9 protein-coding genes are annotated in these 16,238 nt (G+C 73.0%); 7 read left to right on the forward strand and 2 right to left on the reverse strand.

Translation table 11 applies throughout. From position 1 onward, the window contains the following. The 7 genes from GWI24_RS25325 to GWI24_RS25355 form a co-directional block, all read left to right on the forward strand. Nucleotides 1-1,982, forward strand: a 1,982-nt coding sequence (locus GWI24_RS25325) for a phage tail protein I (RefSeq protein ID WP_247616869.1), incomplete at its 5' end; no start/stop codon positions are given. A gap of 12 nt (nt 1,983-1,994) precedes the next feature. After that, the gene (locus tag GWI24_RS25330) at nt 1,995-3,263 is read left to right on the forward strand and encodes a hypothetical protein (protein WP_210948216.1); all 1,269 of its coding nucleotides are present in this window, start codon (nt 1,995-1,997) and stop codon (nt 3,261-3,263) included. A gap of 2 nt (nt 3,264-3,265) precedes the next feature. Beyond that, nucleotides 3,266-5,260, forward strand: a complete 1,995-nt coding sequence (locus GWI24_RS25335; protein WP_210948217.1) for a hypothetical protein — start codon at nt 3,266-3,268, stop codon at nt 5,258-5,260. Continuing rightward, complete coding sequence (locus GWI24_RS25340) at nt 5,257-6,393, forward strand: hypothetical protein (RefSeq protein WP_210948218.1); 1,137 nt, start codon at nt 5,257-5,259, stop codon at nt 6,391-6,393. Before GWI24_RS25335 ends, GWI24_RS25340 begins: the two co-directional genes overlap by 4 nt. Nucleotides 6,394-6,395: 2 nt before the next feature. Then, a complete protein-coding gene (locus GWI24_RS25345; RefSeq protein ID WP_210948219.1) occupies nt 6,396-6,926 on the forward strand; it encodes a hypothetical protein in 531 nt (176 codons plus the stop codon). Then, entirely contained in the window at nt 6,923-8,824 is a 1,902-nt protein-coding gene (locus GWI24_RS25350) for a hypothetical protein (RefSeq protein WP_308344013.1), read from the forward strand. The genes GWI24_RS25345 and GWI24_RS25350 overlap by 4 nt, the downstream gene beginning before the upstream one ends. A 5-nt stretch (nt 8,825-8,829) precedes the next feature. Further along, nucleotides 8,830-10,932, forward strand: coding sequence for an ATP-binding protein (locus GWI24_RS25355; RefSeq protein WP_210948220.1), 2,103 nt, complete (start codon nt 8,830-8,832; stop codon nt 10,930-10,932). A 374-nt stretch (nt 10,933-11,306) separates the two neighbouring features. Here the strand turns inward: GWI24_RS25355 and GWI24_RS25360 are convergent, their stop codons facing one another. Together GWI24_RS25360 and GWI24_RS25365 are read right to left on the reverse strand one after the other, a co-directional pair. Continuing rightward, nucleotides 11,307-11,954 carry a hypothetical protein gene (locus tag GWI24_RS25360; RefSeq protein WP_210948221.1) on the reverse strand — a complete coding sequence of 216 codons (648 nt, stop codon included), beginning with the start codon at nt 11,952-11,954 and terminating at the stop codon, nt 11,307-11,309. Beyond that, nucleotides 11,951-16,238 (reverse strand): hypothetical protein (locus GWI24_RS25365; RefSeq protein ID WP_210948222.1); only part of this gene is annotated, 4,288 nt, incomplete at its 5' end. The genes GWI24_RS25360 and GWI24_RS25365, both read right to left, overlap by 4 nt.

Genomic DNA, 16,238 nt, shown 5'->3' on the forward strand with positions numbered 1-16,238 from the left:
TGACGTGCACCCCGCACCCCGCGACCTTCCGCCTCCTCGACGTCTACGTCGGCTGGGACCAGTGGGACCTCCAGCAGGCCGACGGCATCGTCGGCTTCGAGGACCCGGCCGGACTCCGGCTCGCCCACCGGGGCGCCGCGCCGGAAGGACCCACCAGGGCCCGGCTGCTGCCGTGGTTCCCCGACCCCCGCCTCGCGCCCGGATGCGGGCCGTGCGGCTGGTACCTGCTCGTCCCCGGCGAGCGGCGGCTGCTGCGCCGTGACGGGTGCGGCGGTGCCTTCACCCCTGTCTGGCCGCCCGGCTGCGACCCCGATCCGCTGCGCGAGCCGGTCTCGGTCGCCGCGCGCGGACACCGGCTGGCCGTGGTGGAGTCCGACCGGGTCCTGGTGTGGCGCCGCGAGGGCGGGCAACTCGCCGGTGTGATCCGGGCCGAGCGGCCCCGATGGGCCGCCCTGGGCCCCGGCGACGACGTTCTGGTGGCCTGTCAGGGCAGCACGGACCTGCGGCGGTTCGACTCGACCGGCGGCTTCCGCGGTGTGCTGCGCACCGGTGTGCGCGGCGAGATCATCGGCCTGCGCACCGGGCCGGAGCGGACCGTATGGCTGCTCATCGACGACGGCGGACGGCTCGGCATCCACCGCGGCGGTCACCGCCGCCCCTTCCGCCCCGTCACCGTGGACGAACTGGCCGCGGCCCTGCCACCGTCCACGCTCACCTCGGCCGACGAGGACGGTGAGAACGGTGAGGGCGGCGGGTTCTGCCTGACCGAGAAGGGCCCGGAGGGCCCCGAGACCGTCTGCTTCACCTGGCAGGGCCTGCCCCGGGACCCCGCGCCGCCCGCCACCGACGCCTATGTCACCAGCGGGTCGTACCTCACCACCCTGATCGACAGCGGGATTTCGCGGTGCCGCTGGCACCGCGTGCGCCTGGACGCCGAGGTGCCCGCCGGGACGGCGGCCGCCGTCGAGATCGTGGTGAGCGAGGACGGCCGGTACGACGAAAGCGACTGGCAGGCGTCGGCCCCCGGGATCACGGACTTTCTCGTCGACCAGCCGCCCGGCCGCTTTCTGCGGCTACGGCTGCGGCTGTCCGGCGACGGCGGCTCGACTCCGGTCCTGCGCCGGATCCGGCTGGACTTCCCCCGGGTCACCAGCGCCGACCTGCTGCCGCCCGCCTTCCGTGAGGACCCCGCCGCCGACGACTTCACCGAGCGCTTCCTGTCGCTGTTCGACGCCACGCTCGCCCAGCTCGACCGGGTGATCGAGCGGTATCCGTCGCTCCTCGACCCGGCCGGCGTCCCGGACCGGGCGCTGCCGTGGCTGGCCGGACTGCTGGGTCTGTCGTTCGAGGCGGGCTGGGACGCCCGTACCCGGCGCGCGCTGCTGGCCGCCGCCCCGGAGCTCTACCGGCGCCGGGGCACGCCGTGGGCGCTGCGCGAGGCGGTGCGCATCGTGTTCGGGGCGGCCCCGGTCGTGGACGAGCTGGCGGCGGACCGCCGCTGGGCCCACCTGCGCGCGGCGCGGGACCAGGGCCGGGGGACGGACCAAGGGCTCGGCGCCATAAGGCTGTTCGGCCGCTCGGCGAGCCGCTTCCGCGTCGGCGGCACGGCGCTCGGCACGGCGCCGCTGCGCGCGTTCGGCGCGCCGGACAGCGACCCGTTCACCGCGCACGCGCACCGGTTCCGGCTGCTGCTGCCCGCCGGATCGGCGGACGCGACGGCGCTGCGGCGGCTGGTGGAGCGGCAGGCGCCCGCGCACACGGTGGGGTCGGTACGCACCGGCGGCGCGGGCTTCGTGGTCGGTTCGCGGTCCACGGTCGGCGTGGACACCGCGTTCGTCCCGCTGCCGGCGCCCGTACTGGGCGGAGCGAACCCGGTGCGGCTGAACCGCGACGGAGTACTGAGGCCGGGATCGAGAGGGTTGCGCCGAGGGGTGGGCGTGGGAGTCGTCTCCGCCGTCGGCATGCATACGCGAGTGTCGTGAGAGGACGGGGCGATGACCGAGACAGGACCATCGAGGACCGAGGAGTTCCACGCGCCACCACTGCGCCGGCTGCGGTACTTCCACGGCCAGATGCTGGGCGCGCGGGACTTCCAGCGCGAACAGGAGTACCACCGCGAGAAGTTGAGACTGCGCATGCGCTGTCTGCTCGGCTACGGCGTGGTGTGCGGCCTCCACGTGGAACCGGTACCACGGGACGAGGACGACTGCCCGCCGGACGACCCCGCCGAAGAGTCCGCGCGGCCCGAGCAGAGCGCGGAGGAGGGCGGTGAGGAGGGCGGCACCGAGCCGGAGCGCACCCGGCGCAGGGCCAAGGTGAGGATCACTCCCGGTCTCGCCGTGGACTGCGAGGGCAACGAGGTCGTGGTGCGCGGCGGCTGCGAGATCGACCTGTGGAAGGCGCTGCCCCCGCACGAACGGGACACCGACACCGTCTGGATCGGCGTCGAGTACGCCGAGCGGCCCGTCGAACCCACCCGCGCCGTCTACAACGACGCCTGCGCGGACACTGGCGACTGCGAGTTCGGCTGGACCGAGGAGTGCTACACGGTGCGGGTCACCGGCTGCGAGCCGCCGGTGGACGAGCGCTGTGACACCTGCTGCGAGCCGTGCGAGCACACGGTGCTGTGGCTGGCCAGGATCACTTGCGTGGACTGGTACGAGCCGGTGCGCCGGAACCAGATCCACATGAACGTACGCCGCCCGTTCGGCCGCCATCTGCCCACGGTGATCACCGGCATCAACTGGATCCACGGCCACACCTACACCATCGACGAGGCCAAGGACCTCCTCGGCACCCTGGACGAGGACGGCGGGCTCGTGGTGCGGTTCTCGGCCGGCGTACGGTCCGACACGCTGCGCCCCGGTGTGGTGGAGCTTCAGGTGATCGAGGGCGGCAGCGGCCGCAACGCCTCCACCTGGTACATGGGCGGCACCTTCGCCGATCCGGACCTGGAGTCCGAGGAGTGCGACGAGTTCACCCAGGAGTTCCGCTACCGCCAGACCACGCGCGAGACGCTGCAGGACGGCGACCGCGTACTGATCACCGTCCGCGCCGCGTTCCTCCTCGACCGCTGCTGCCGCCCGGTCGACGGCACCCACGTGGGCGGGCGCGTCCCGCTCGTCCGCACCGGCTCGACGCTGTCGGCCGAGCACGGCGGCGACCGCTGCGGCCTCCCGCCCTCGGGCATCGGGCCCTGGACGTCCGGCACCGGCGCGGGCGGGGACGTCTTCGAGAGCTGGTTCTTCGTGAAGGAGCGCTGATCATGCGAACAGACTGCGGATGCGGCTGCGGTGGCGACGCCACCCGGACCTCCGCCTTCGTACGTCCTCGCTTCTTCGCAGGGCAACTGCTGACCGAGGACGACCTCAGCCTGCTGGTCGAGTACACGACGGCGAAGGCCAGACTGCACAACCGGTCCCTGTACGGGCCCGGAGTCATCTGCGGCCTCGCGGTCACCTGCGATCCGTGCGGCGGCGGAACCGTGGCGGTCCACCCCGGACACGCGCTGGACTGCGCCGGGAACGACATCGTGGTGCCCTGTACCGAGCGCGTCGACGTCACCGCACTGGTGCGGGAGCGCCGCATCAGCGCCTTGGGCGTGGACTGTGGGGAGGACTGCGACGACGACGGCGGGCGCCGCTACGGGCTCTATGTGCGCTACCGCGAGCTCCCCGTCGAACCGGTGGCGCCGTACGCCACCGAGGAGCCCTGCCCCTCGCCGGGATGCGTGCCCTCCAGGATCCAGGAGGGGTACCGATTCGTCGTCAAGTGCGACGACTTCGAGGACCACCGCCACAACCCCGGCACCCGGCTCCTCATGACCCTCGGCGACCTCGCACGCGCCGACCAGGCCCGCACCCGCGACCGGCGGCTCGGGCTCTACACCGACGCCCTGACCGTCGCGTCGCTCGGCACCGGCCGGGCCTTCCGCTTCGACGCCGCCGACGCCCAGCGGTACGCCACCGCCTTCGCGTGGCTGCGCGACAACGCGGGCGGGGAGGGCCCGCCCGCCCCGCCGACGGCCCGCGAGATGACCGAACACGTCCGCGCGCTGGCCGCCGCCGTCGCCCGGTACGACACCTACGACGCGGCCGGGCAGGCCCAGCTCGCGAGGGACTACCCGGACCTCGCCACCGTACGGGAGGCCCGGAGCACCCTGGGCACGGCGTGCGGGCGGCTCAACGGCGCGGACCTGGAAGCGGCGTGGCCGGACCCGCTGCGCGCCGGGATCGCCCGTGCCGTCGTCACCGAGACCGCCGCCCGCGTCGTACCGGAGCGGGGCGACCCGGACGCGCCGCTGGAAGTGCGCATGCTGGCCCAGGGCACCCCGCTCGGTCACGCGCTGCGGGTGGAGTTCCGCGCGGACCTCGGCCTGATCCGGGAGTGGCTGCTGTGCCGGCTGGACCAGGCCACCGACCTCACCGACTGCGCACTGCGCCAGGACATCGCCGCCCTCGACGTACCGCCGCCGCTGCCGTCCCCGCCGCCGGACAGCACCGAGAAGGCGACCATCGCCGAGGTGCAGCGGATCGCGGAGGCGGCCGCCGCCCTGGGCACCGCGGTGCGCCGGTTCCTGACCGACGCGGCGTGCGCCACGCTCAACCCGCCCTGCGGCGACTGCACCGACACCGACGTCCTGCTCGCCCATCTGGAGCTGGACGGCTGCGATGTCGTACGAGTCTGCTCGGCCACCCGGGAGCAGGTGCTGCCGGGCGGATCGGCGTACGGCGAGTGGCTGCCCAAGCTCTACCGCCTACGCGAACTCGCCGGGCGGGTGTGCTGCCGGCCGGTGCCGCGCCACCAGAAGCCCACGCTCCCGTCCGAGGGTCCGGTGGCGCGCCCGTACGCGGACGGACTGCTCGGCGACTGGCCGCGCACCGGGGACCTGGAGGAGATGCTGTCCCTGCTGCTGACCCCCGCACCCGGCGAGACACCGCCCAAGGCGCTGCACGAACAGGTCTACACGACCCCCAGCGAAGTCACCGACAGCATGCAGGAGCTCGCCCGGCTCAGGACGCGGGTCGCCGATCTCACCGCCGCCGTGGAGGGGCTGCGCGCCCAACTGGGCAGCGCGCAGACACAGGTGAGCCACCTGGAGGAGCGGGTGTCGAGCCGGGCGCCGGACCCATCCGGCGAATCTGCTCAGGAGCCGGATCAGACCCCGGACCAGCCACCCGGGCAGGCGGCCGAGCCCGCCAAGCCTCCGGCCAAGCGCACCCGGTCGTCCCGTACCCGGAAGCCCGGTGAGACGCCATGACGGGCCCCCTGCGCCCCGCCTTCCACGAGGGCCAGGTGCTGGCCGCCGCGGATCTGTCGGCCACGGTGGAGTACGCGCGCGGCGGGGCCGCCCGGCATGCGCGCCACCTGCACGAGTGGGGCATCGTCGAAGGGCTCGGCCTCGTCACCCAGCCCCGTACCGACCCGCTGACGGGCGTCCGCCATGTCGAGGTGAGCGTCTCGGCGGGCATCGCCGTCGACGGTACGGGCCGCGAGGTGGTCGTCACCGAGCCGGTCGTGCTGCGAGAGAGCGACTTCGAGGAGGTCAACGGCGCGGACCAGCCGACCGACGAGCCCTACCCGGTCTTCCTCACCGCGGCCGACCGGGAACCGGCTGAGCCCGCCGGGCCGGTCTCCTACTCCGGGAGTGCCACGAAGACCCGGGTGGAGGAGTCGTACCAGATCCTCTTCGGGCGCCTCGGCGACGAGCGGCTGGCCGCCGAGCAGCAGCCGCCCGCGATCGGCGATCCACCGGGCGATCCGCCCGTCCGCTGGCTGGTCCTGCTGGGCTATGTCCACTGGGCGGATGGCCACTTCAGCGGCGTCGAGACGGCGGCGCGCGGTGTCGCGGCGCGGTTCGCCGGAGTGCGTGCGGACACCGTCTCGGCCCGGTCGGGCGCGCTGACCCTGCGGACGGGCACGGAGACCCAGGAGGGCGAGCCGGCGCTGGTCCTGACCGGCGGCGAGACGCCGAACCTGGTCTTCGGCCTGTACCAGGGCGGCGGCGCGGTCGCTCCGCTGATGACCGTGGCGGCCAACGGCAACCTCACGATCGAGGGCAGCTTCGGCGGCCGGATGCCGGCCGGCAGCACGCTGGTGGCCTCCGGGACCGCCACCGACGGGATGCTGCTGCCGCTGCCGTCCGGCGTCACCCCGGAACAGGTCGCCGACGGCCGGGTCGTGATCCATGTCCAGCTGACCCCGCGCATACCGCCCCTGGCGGAGTCGGCGCTGTTCAGCCCGGTGGAGGCCACGGTGGACGCCGACCGGCGGGTCCGCTGCCGGGTGCGCGTGTACAACCCCTCGGTGAACTGGAAACAGCCGGTCGAACAGCCCGGGGCGGTCGACTTCCTCGTCCTGGCGACGGTCGCGGCAACGAACGGCGGTGGCTGACGATGGCTCTTTCCGTGGTGTACGCCGCCGACACCGGCCATGTCGTGGGCGCGCTCGCCCTGACCGGCGCCGACGCCCCGGCCGATGTGGCGTCGCTTGTCGGACGCGCGCTGCCGCTGCGCGTCTCCCTGGGCGAGGGCCGCATCGCGACCCTTCCGCTGAACGCCCGGGACCTCGCCGTGGCGGCCGTCGACGACGAACCGGGCGCCCTCGCCCAGCCGTTGGCCCACGGGGTCGAGATGACGCCCGAGGGCAAGCCCAAACCGGGGCTGGTGCGCCTCGCGTCGTGGACCGACGGCATCGCGCTGGCCACTGACGGGGTCACCGTCACCGTGAAGGTCGCCTCGGCCCGCGCCACCCCCGTGGTCGCCCTGGTCTCCGACGAGCAGGACACCCATGTGCTCACCGGGGAGATCCCCACCCAGCAGACCCAGGTGAAACTGCCGGTGACCCTCGTGGCGGGCAGTGCGTACGGAGTGCTGGTGCTCGCGGTCGGCTGGGCGGGCCGCCTGGAGAGGCTGGGGGTGACGTGAACGCGCCCACCGCGCCGCCGACCGGCGGGACGGGCGAGACCGGCGGAATCGGCCGAATCGACGGGACCGGCGACGGCGGTGAGTCCGGCGAGATCACGGTGCGCCGGTGCACCGTGACGGTGCTCCGGCGGGGTGGGTGGAGCTGGGGATCCGAGCCACGCGGCCTGATCCGCCATGTGGTGGAGGCCCTGCCGGAGTTGCTGGCGGACCACTTCGCCGAGCTGCTGGCGGCCGACGGTCCGGACGTGGAGATCACCGAGCCGCTGACCGTCACTGTCCGGCCGGGCCGCTCCGACCGCTCGATGGCGGGCGGTCCGCCGGTCGAGGTCCACTTCGCGCCGGTGCCGGTCGTGGAACACCCCGTCGGTGAACCCGGCACCGACGCCGAGTCGTTCGCGCTGGCCTTCGAGGAGTCGTTCGCGGCGGCCCCGGATCCGTGGACCGCCCCGGGCGCCGCCGCGCTCTTCGCCGAACTCGCCGAGCGCGGCGAACTGGACGCGCTGCTCGCGCTGTTGCCGGACGCGTCGGTGCGGGCGTATCTGCTTGCCCTGCTCGGCGTGGACGACACGGCGGCCGCACGGCTGCTCGCCGAACTCGTCGGGCGCGCCCTCGCGGCCGACCCTCCGCCCGCGCACTCGCCGCTCGGCGAGGCCGCCCGCCCCGGGCCCGCCGAGGCGCTGCCCGAGCGGCTGCGCACCACCGTCGTGGGCGCCGACAGGGCGGGCCTGCCCCAACTGCTCGCCGACTTCCTGGCGTCGGCCGACCGCGAGGAGGCGGTACGCCTGGTCCGGTCCCTGGCCGGGCCGTACGACCCGGGCGCCGATGAGCCGCCCGGCGCGGCGGGCTCCACCGCCGCGGGCACCGCCTCAGGAACGAGCACGAGTGCCGGAGCGCTGACGAGTGGCGAGGTACGGGTGTGGTCCGCCCTGCCCTTCCTGCTCGCCGGACCGCTGGCGCGCATCGGGTACCTCGACGCGATCGGGCCCGCCCTGGCCGGTATCGAACTCGCCGACGAGGCACCGCTGTTCGCCGCCGCCCTGGCGTACAAGGTGCTCGGCGAGACCGCCCGGGGCTGGCGCCGGGCCGAACGGGACACCGAGGCCGCGGCCGCCTTCGCGGGCCTCCCGCCATCCGTCGCCGAGGAGCGGCTGACCGACTTCGCCCGCCAGGTGGGCCCCGCGCTTCCGGTCCTCGACGGCGTCCTGGCGCTGTCGGTGTGCCGGGGCCACGACCCCGCCGATCCGCTGCTGCTCACAGGGGCCGACGACGGGCTCCTCCTCATCGACGCCCACGGCATGTTCCCGATCGCCTGGACCTCGGAGGCCGCCGGACTGCTGCCGCACTGGGAGTCCTGCGGGCGGCCGCCCGTGCTGCTCTGCGACGGGCCCCTGCCGCCCGGCACCCTGCGCGATCTGGCCTCGGCGGGTGTGCCGTTCCTCACCGGCGTACGGCCGCTGCGCGGCGACCCGGTGGCGCGGCTGCCCTGGCGCACCCCGCTGTGGGCCGCCGAGGGCGCGGCCCCGGACCTGCGCCTCGCCGCCGAACTGCCCGCCCACACCCAGCGGTGCGCGGACCTGGTCACCGCCCTGGTCACCGGGCGCCGGGCGGTGCCGCTCGCCCGGGACGGCGGTCTGGAGCGCACCGTCACCCTGGCGGCCGCGCTCGGCCTGTCCACGGTCGCCTGGACGCTCTGGCGCGACCGCGAGACACCGGATCCGGTGCCGGCCCTGCATCGCTTCGCCGACCTGGAGGCCACCGTGCGGTTCGAGGCCACGGCCGTCCGGGTGCGCGTCCCGATGGGACGGCGCCACGCGGACCTCCACAACGGCGGCCTGCTCGCCGATGTGTCCGACGTGCCCTGGCTGGGCGGCCGGACCCTGACCTTCTCGGCCGGGTGAGACCCATGGGCGTATCCGCGGTGGAGCACATGCGGCTACGGCTGGCCGGCCTGCACGGGGCGCTCAGGACCGCCGTCGAGCGCCAGGCCCGGCTCGCCGCCCGGCTCACCAGGCCCGACCTCACCCCGTACTGCGTGACGGACGAACAGGTCGATGTGCTGCTCGGCGAGGTGCACGCCTTCACCGACACCATGGCCGAGCCCTACCCGCCCCCGCCGCCGGAGCCGGAAGCCGAATGGGAGCTGAGGCGGCGCGCGTCCGCCGAGGGCCGGGCCCTGCCGCTGGACGCGCTCGCCACCCGCTTCGGCCTGACCCGCGCGGAGCAGGACGCCCTGCTGCTGGCCGCCGCGCCCGAACTGGACCGCGGCTACGAGCGGATCTACGCCTACATCGTGGACAACCTCAACCGGCGGCTGCCCAGCGTGGAGCTGCTGATGGCCGTGGGCGCGGACAGCGCTGCCGCGCGCCTGGCCCTGCGCCGCTCCCTCGGCCCGGCCGGACCGCTGCGCCGCTACGGACTGCTGCGCGCACACGGCGCGGCCGCGGTCGAACTCGCCCAGGAACTCCTCCCCGGCCCCGGGGTGCTGGACTTCCTGCTGGGCTGGGGCGGCGACGTCGGACTGCTCGGCCACGACCCCGGCGAGGTCGCCCCGCCGGAGCCGCGCGTGCTGTCCCCGTACCTCTCCTCCGAGCGGCTCACCCGGCTGGGCCGGGCGCTGGGCTCGGGCGATATCGACCTGGCCGGGCTGTGGGGCTGCCCGCCCGACGGCCAGCTCGACGCCGTACAGGCGCTGGCCCGGGCCGCCGGGGCACCGCTGCGCACCCTGACCGACGACCCCGAGGCCGATCTGCGGACGGCCGCCGTGCTGGGCGCGGTGCTGTGGGTCCCCACCGACGATCTGCACGGCGAGCCGCGGCGGGCCACCGCCGACACGGTGTCCGCCGCGCTGCCCCGCTCGCGCGTACCGGTGTGCCTGACCGGCCTCAAGCCCTGGCGCCCGGCTGGCCTGCTCGCCGCCCGCGCCTACGCCGAACTCACCGTGCCGGTACCCGGGTTCACCGACCGCCGGGCGATGTGGTCGGCCGCCCTGCCGGACCTGAACGGAACCCTCCTCGAAGACCTCGCCGTCCGCTACCGGATGAGCGGCGGTGAGCTGCGCGCCGTCGCCTCGGTCGCGGACGCCGGGGCGCGCCTGGCCGGCAACGGACACCCGGAGCCGGTCGCCGCCCACGTCGAGCCCGCCATCGCCACCGTCACCCGCGGCCGCAGCGGCAGCGCCGTCCACTCGATCACGCCCCGCCGCACCGTCGAGGACCTGGTCCTGCCCGACGTCCAGTTCCGCCAGATCCTGGAGATCGCCTCTGCCTTCCGCGCCTGGCCCCGGATCGCCGAGAGCTGGGGCTTCGCCCGCCGCTCCGGGCACGGCGGGGTCAAGGCGCTCTTCACCGGGGAGCCCGGAACCGGCAAGACCATGTCCGCCGAGATCGTCACCGGCATGCTCGGCCTTGAACTGCTCAAGGTGGACCTCGCCCAGGTCGTCTCCAAATGGGTGGGGGAGACGGAGAAGAACATGGAGACCGCGTTCCGGCAGGCCGAGGAGAGCCACGCGGTGCTGCTCTTCGACGAGGCCGACGCGCTGTTCGGCAAGCGCGGTGAGGTGAAACACGGCACCGACCGCTACGCCAACCTGGAAGTCGGCTATCTGCTGCAGCGCCTGGAGGCCAGCGACGGCCTGGTCATCCTGACCAGCAATCTGAAGGACAACATCGACCCGGCCTTCACCCGGCGCTTCCACTTCGTCGTCCACTTCCCCCGCCCGGCCGCCGCCGAACGCCGCCGGCTGTGGCGCCTCGCCTTCCCTCAGGAGGCCCCCCTCGCCCCCGACGTGGACCTGGGCGCCCTGGCCCGCCTGGACATGACCGGCGCCGCCATCACCGCGGCGGCCCGCACGGCGGCACTGGCGGCGGCGGACGGGGGCGGCGATACGATTGCCATGCGCCATGTCGTACGTGGTGTGGCACGCCAGTTCCAACGCGAGGCCCGCCTGCTCCGCCCGACCGAACTGGGCCCGCACGCCCGTCTGCTCGACGACGCATCCCAGGGGTGAAGCCGATGCTGCCCACCGAACCCCCGCTCTCCCTCCACCGCCTCCTGGCCCCGGTCCCGTCCGTCCGCCCGCAGGAGGTCGCGACGGCGGTCCGACAGGGTCCGGCCCCGAGCCCGGCACCGACTCCCGCTCCCGCGCCCGTGAGCAATGCCACGGTGGCTCATGCGGCGCACCCTCCAGCCACGGTGGGGTCCTCGCTCCTGGTTGGTCAGGACCGGTCGGGGAACGCGGCCGTGGCCCATGCCGCGCTGCGGGCGGTGCCGGGCGCGGTGCCGCTCATGGTGCCCGTGCCGCGGACCACGACTCCGAGGCCGTGAGCCCCGGCCTCCGGCCCTCAGGGGGCCGGAGGGCCCCGCACGGCAATCCCGGACGCCTCAGCCGCTCCCGCCTGAGGCGGCCCGGCGCTGGAACCCCTCGATCATCGGGACCAGTTCGCGGATCTCGGCCACGGTCTCCTCGTCGACCGGGTCGGTCCGCACGTTCGCGGGGTCCCATGACTCGTTCTCCAGCCAGTCGACGTACTGCGTGTGGTGCTCGTGCAGGACGGCGAGCAGGGAATCGCCGCAGCGTTCGACCTCGTTGTGCGGCTCGACGTCCTTCCAGATCCCGAATACGGTCGTCCGGCCCGCCCCGAGTTCGGCGAGGCTGTAGCAGTGCACCCGGCCGCCGTGCTCGAGGTTGACGTTGACGCCGAGGAACAGGGGAACCAGGTCCGGGTCGCGGGCGAAGACCTTGTGCGTGATGTCCGCCATCGGATCGGGCCGCTCCGGCAGGCCACCGCGCTCGGGGGGTACGGCCAGACGCCAGGGCAGAAGGGGGAAGTCCACCATGAGGTCCAGGGAGTGGGGGCCCGCATCGGCGAGTACGAAGAACTCCTCGGGGAAGCCGACGCCGTAGCACTCCCGTACCACCTCGTGGGGCCCGAGTCCCCGCGTGTAGAGGGCCCTGGCCAGGCTTGCCATCGACGCGTAGTCGTCGCGTGACGACTCGGCGCGCGGACGCCGCGGCGCGTCCTCGGTCACTCCGGCCCCTCTCCGGTCCGCTCGGCCTCCATGATGCTCCTCAGCAACGGGGCGAGCTCGCCCCAGACATTCTTGAGCGCGTCGGCGGTCAGCGCGGTGATGATCCGGCGCGTCACCTTCCGGGCCTGCTCGACCACCTGCCCGGCCTGCGGTGTGCCCGCCTCCGCCAGGGTCTGGGCCAGGCGCTTGGCGTCCTCTCTGAGCTTCTTGGCGCGTGTTCTGATCACCACGCTGTGCACGGTCCGCCGAGGATCGTCGGCCATCAGCTTGACGACTTCTTCGACATGGACGAAGACGATGTCCTGGAGTTGGGCCTGCAGCTTCGCCCACGCCTTCTTGCTCATGCCCTGCGGCTTCGGGGTGGACAGGATGAACTCCTGGGCGAGCCGCGTGGCGCTGGCCATGGACTGCGACTGGAGCACCAGCGCGTAGGCCCGGTGGCTGCGGCGGGCGATCTCCTCCGCGCCCAGCCTCGGATCGAGACCTTCGCCGCGCTCGGCTCCGACGACCTTCCGCGGGGTCACGGAGAGACCGCGCTTGTCGTCGCCCGGGGCCGGGCTCGTGGTGGTGCCGGCCAGGGGCGCGTAGACGATGGAGAAGCCGTCGCCGAACAGCTCCATCAATTTGATCTTGAGTTTCCGGCCCTCGGCACCGCCGATGGGGTACAGCTCTCCCTGGGCCTCGAGCAGGCCCTGGGTCCGGGGATCCTGGAAGATGCCCGCGGAGCCTTCCTTGTCCCACGCCTTGATGAGCATGTTCGGCTCGGTCGGGTAGAGCATCTGCGTGTGCCGCTTGTCGATGGCCTCCCGGATCGCCCGGTCCACCTGGTTGGAGAGCGTCGTCAGCTGGACGGTGCGGGGGTCGGCGTCCTTCTTCCAGTCGAAGTTCTCGAAGGTGTAGCCCCCGATGGTGAGCAGCGGGTGCTCCCGCATCTCGCCCAGCACCTTGGTGTAGGCGGCCAGGACGCCCATTCCCTTGGTGGTCGAGACACTGGTATCGGCGTCCTGGCTGACGATGTGGACCTGCTTGTTGGCCTTGCTGAGGATGTCCACCGCCTTCTTGGTGTACGAGGAGCCGAGCACCTGCTGGCGGAAGACACCGTAGGGAAGCGCCTTCTTGTCGCGCAGGCCGGATTCGTTCTTCTCCGCGAGCTCCCGCTTGCCGTCCGTCTCGAGGCCCCGGTACTTCGCGCGCACCTCGGCCAGGGGGGCGTTGCCCTGCTCCTTCCCTTCCCGGACGCGGACCCACCGGGGCGTCCAGACGAAGCCGAAGACGGCCGCGACGAGCTTGCTCGGCGGATTGACCATGCCGATGGCCGCGCTCAGCTCGCTCTTGTTCTTCTCGGGTTTGAGGCCCTCGAAGGCGTTGACGCCGATGACGACGGCGGTCCTGGCCGCGGCCATGTCCTCCGCCCCGCCCCCGGGGACGTCCCACGCCGTACTCAGGTACCGGGAGGCCACCGCGGAGTTGCTCTCGATCTCGGAGGGAATGGCCGCCATGTTGACGACGAAGCCGATGAAGGGGTCGTTGCTCTGCCCGGCGGGCCTGACCTCGTGCAACTGCGCGACCGTCGGTCCGTACCTGTTGACGTCCATACGGCCCTGCGCTCTGGCGATCCGGTACGGGAACTCGTCCTCCGACAGGGCCTCGACCGGCGTGTCTTCGCTCGGGTTGATGGTCACTCTGATGCGGTACTTGCCCTCGGCGATCTTCTTGAGCTGGATCCGGGTGAGGCCGTGCCGCCGCTTGATCGGGCCGAGGCCGCGCCGCACCGTCTTGACCGTGGCCGCTTCCTCGTTGAGCAAGTGCGTCGCATCGCGCACGGCGGCGTCGAGGGCGCGCTTCTTGTCCGCCTCGGTCCGCTTGTCCGGCCGCTTGTCGGGCCGCTTCTTCTTCGGGTCGCGCCTGCGCTTGGGCCTGCGCCGGTCGGGGCGGCGCCGCTGGTCCGGACGCTTTCGGCGGCGCGGGCGGCCCGGGCGCTTCCGGTCCGGGCGGCGCTTCGGCTTCGGCTTGGGCTTCTTCTTCTCGAACCTCGGCTTGATCTTGGACCAGAGCTTCTTCACCAGCCCCACGATCTTGTCGATCACCCAGTCCACGGCCCGGCCCACCGGCTTGGACATCGCCTGGACGATCTGCTTGACGCGGGAGGCGATCCCGCCCACGCCCAGGATCGCGGCCAGGACGCCCAGCAGGACGGGGATGGAGCGGGCCAGGGCCTGCTCGATCAGGCCTGGTACGCCCCCGCTGCCGCCTCGCGCGATCGCGATGACCGCGTCGAGCACGGCGTTCACGAACTCGATGATCTGGCGCGCCTGGGTGACGATGAAGCGCACGATGTCGATGATCAGCTTCACCGCCCGGACGAACGCCGACGCGGGGTTGAGCAGCGAGATCACCCACATGATCCCGGCGACGACGATCGTCGGGGTGACGTAGGCGATGACCTTGTCCAGCAGATCCTTGCGCAGGTCGCCCACGCGGGTCTTGAGGTCGTCCCACATCCCGGCGACGCCCCGCTTGCGGACCTCCGCGACCAGTGGCACCGCGGTCTCGGCCGCCGCGACCGCCGGTTCCATCTTCGGCACCTTGCGGACGATGCGGGCGCGTACCGACTGCCAGGTCAGCCCGAGCAGGGAGGCGAGCATCTTCAGCACGCCCTGGACGTCGAACTTCGACGGCAGTTCGATACCCGCCTCGGCCGTCTTGCCAAGCAGCCAGGACAGGATGCCCTGCTGCAGGTGCCGGCCGATGTTCCGCAGGAACTGTCGCAAGCCGGCGCCGACGGCCGATACCAGGTTGCGCAGGAAGCCGATCGGGTCCTTGAGGATCAGCATGACCGCCGACGCGGCCTTGGCGAGGACCGACAGCAGCAGCCGCTTCAGCTCCAGGATGGTGTTGATCACGGACTTGACCGCGTCCACGGCCTTGGCCACCAGGCCCTTGTTCTTCTCCTTCGCCGCGGCGATCTCGTCGTCGACGGACTTGAGCGCGTCGGTGTACTTGGTGGCCAGCGTGTCGACGAGCTGGGTGCCCTTGTCGTCCACGGACTGGGTGAGTTCGTCGAACTTGTCGGCGAACTCGGCGGCCGCCTGCTGCCCGATGGACCGCAGATCGGCCGGGAGCTTGCGCACCGCGGTCTGCATTTCGGTGCGGCCCTGGGCGATGCGCCGTTTCGCCCGGTTCAGCTCCCCGCCGATGGTGTCGGCGACGTCGGAGATGACCTGCCGCATCCGGCGGACGTAGTTGTCGCGGGCCTCCTCGAAGATCTTGTCGGCTTCGGCGGGCAGCCCGGCGAACAGGTCCCGGAGCCAGCGCGCTTTGCCGGACCAGCCCGAGTACCGCCGGTCCTTGTACTCCTCCATCTTCCGCTTGTGTTCGGCGGTGAACGCGTCCCGCGCCGCCTTCTCTTCCCTGCCGAACTGGTCGTCGACCAGCTTGTCGAGGCCGTCGAGGATCGCCTCGACTTCCTTCTTCATCGTGTCGAAGACGCCTTGCAGGATGGCCGTGACCTGGGCCCGCTTCTCCTCGTCCCGGCCCTGGGCACCGGTCTTGCCCGCGCCGACCTGCTGCCCGGTCCGCACCCGCTGGGCGCCGATCGCGCCCATGGCGGCGGCGCCGAGCCGCTGGGCCTGTGCGGTGGCGGTGCGCAGTTCCTTCTTCTCGTGCCCGCGCATCCGGCCGGGGGCCGCCTCGGAGTGCCGTTCGGCGGCTTTCTTCTCACCCAGGGCGTTCTTGAACGTCGGCTCGTTGGACTTCGTCAACTGCACCTCGGTGACCTGCGCGTCCGCCATCTGCCGGTCGACCTGTGCGGGTCCCGAGGACAGGTCGGTGGCCGACGGCGGCAGCTTGTCCGGTACGGCGTTCGCCGGGTTGGGTGTGCCCGGGGTCCCGGGGGGCCGGTCCGGGGTCACTGGTACGACCTTCTTGGGGACGGCCGCCGAGGTGTCCGGCGGGGCGGCGGTCGTCACGGCGATCTGCTCGGCCGAGTCCGCCTTGCCCTCGCCGACCTTGCCCCGCACCTCCTGCCGCACCTCATCGGCCTTGCCGGAGTCGGCGAACTTGTCCGCCTCGTCGAGGTTCTTCGGCGCCTTCTCGGCGATCGCCTTCTCGACCGCCCGGATGAACGCGTCCTTGTCGAAGTCCTTCGGCTTGGCCTCGTTCATCTTCTCGGCGTTGGCGGTCTTGCCCTGCGCCTCTTCGTCGTCCTTGGGCGGCCGGGCGGCGTCCTGCGCGGCACCGGCCTCCGCCTTCGGGGGCGGGTGCGAGGCCGCCACCGAGCGCTTC

Source organism: Streptomyces sp. MK37H (assembly GCF_018035285.1).
In the GTDB taxonomy this organism is placed as follows: Bacteria; Actinomycetota; Actinomycetes; order Streptomycetales; family Streptomycetaceae; genus Streptomyces; species Streptomyces endocoffeicus.

What these genes read in the sequence shown, in the direction of transcription:
- GWI24_RS25330 (WP_210948216.1), top strand. Translation starts at nt 1,995, where the DNA reads ATGACCGAGACAGGACCATCGAGGACCGAGGAGTTCCACGCGCCACCA.
- GWI24_RS25335 (WP_210948217.1), top strand. Translation starts at nt 3,266, where the DNA reads ATGCGAACAGACTGCGGATGCGGCTGCGGTGGCGACGCCACCCGGACC.
- GWI24_RS25340 (WP_210948218.1), top strand. Translation starts at nt 5,257, where the DNA reads ATGACGGGCCCCCTGCGCCCCGCCTTCCACGAGGGCCAGGTGCTGGCC.
- GWI24_RS25345 (WP_210948219.1), top strand. Translation starts at nt 6,396, where the DNA reads ATGGCTCTTTCCGTGGTGTACGCCGCCGACACCGGCCATGTCGTGGGC.
- GWI24_RS25355 (WP_210948220.1), top strand. Translation starts at nt 8,830, where the DNA reads ATGGGCGTATCCGCGGTGGAGCACATGCGGCTACGGCTGGCCGGCCTG.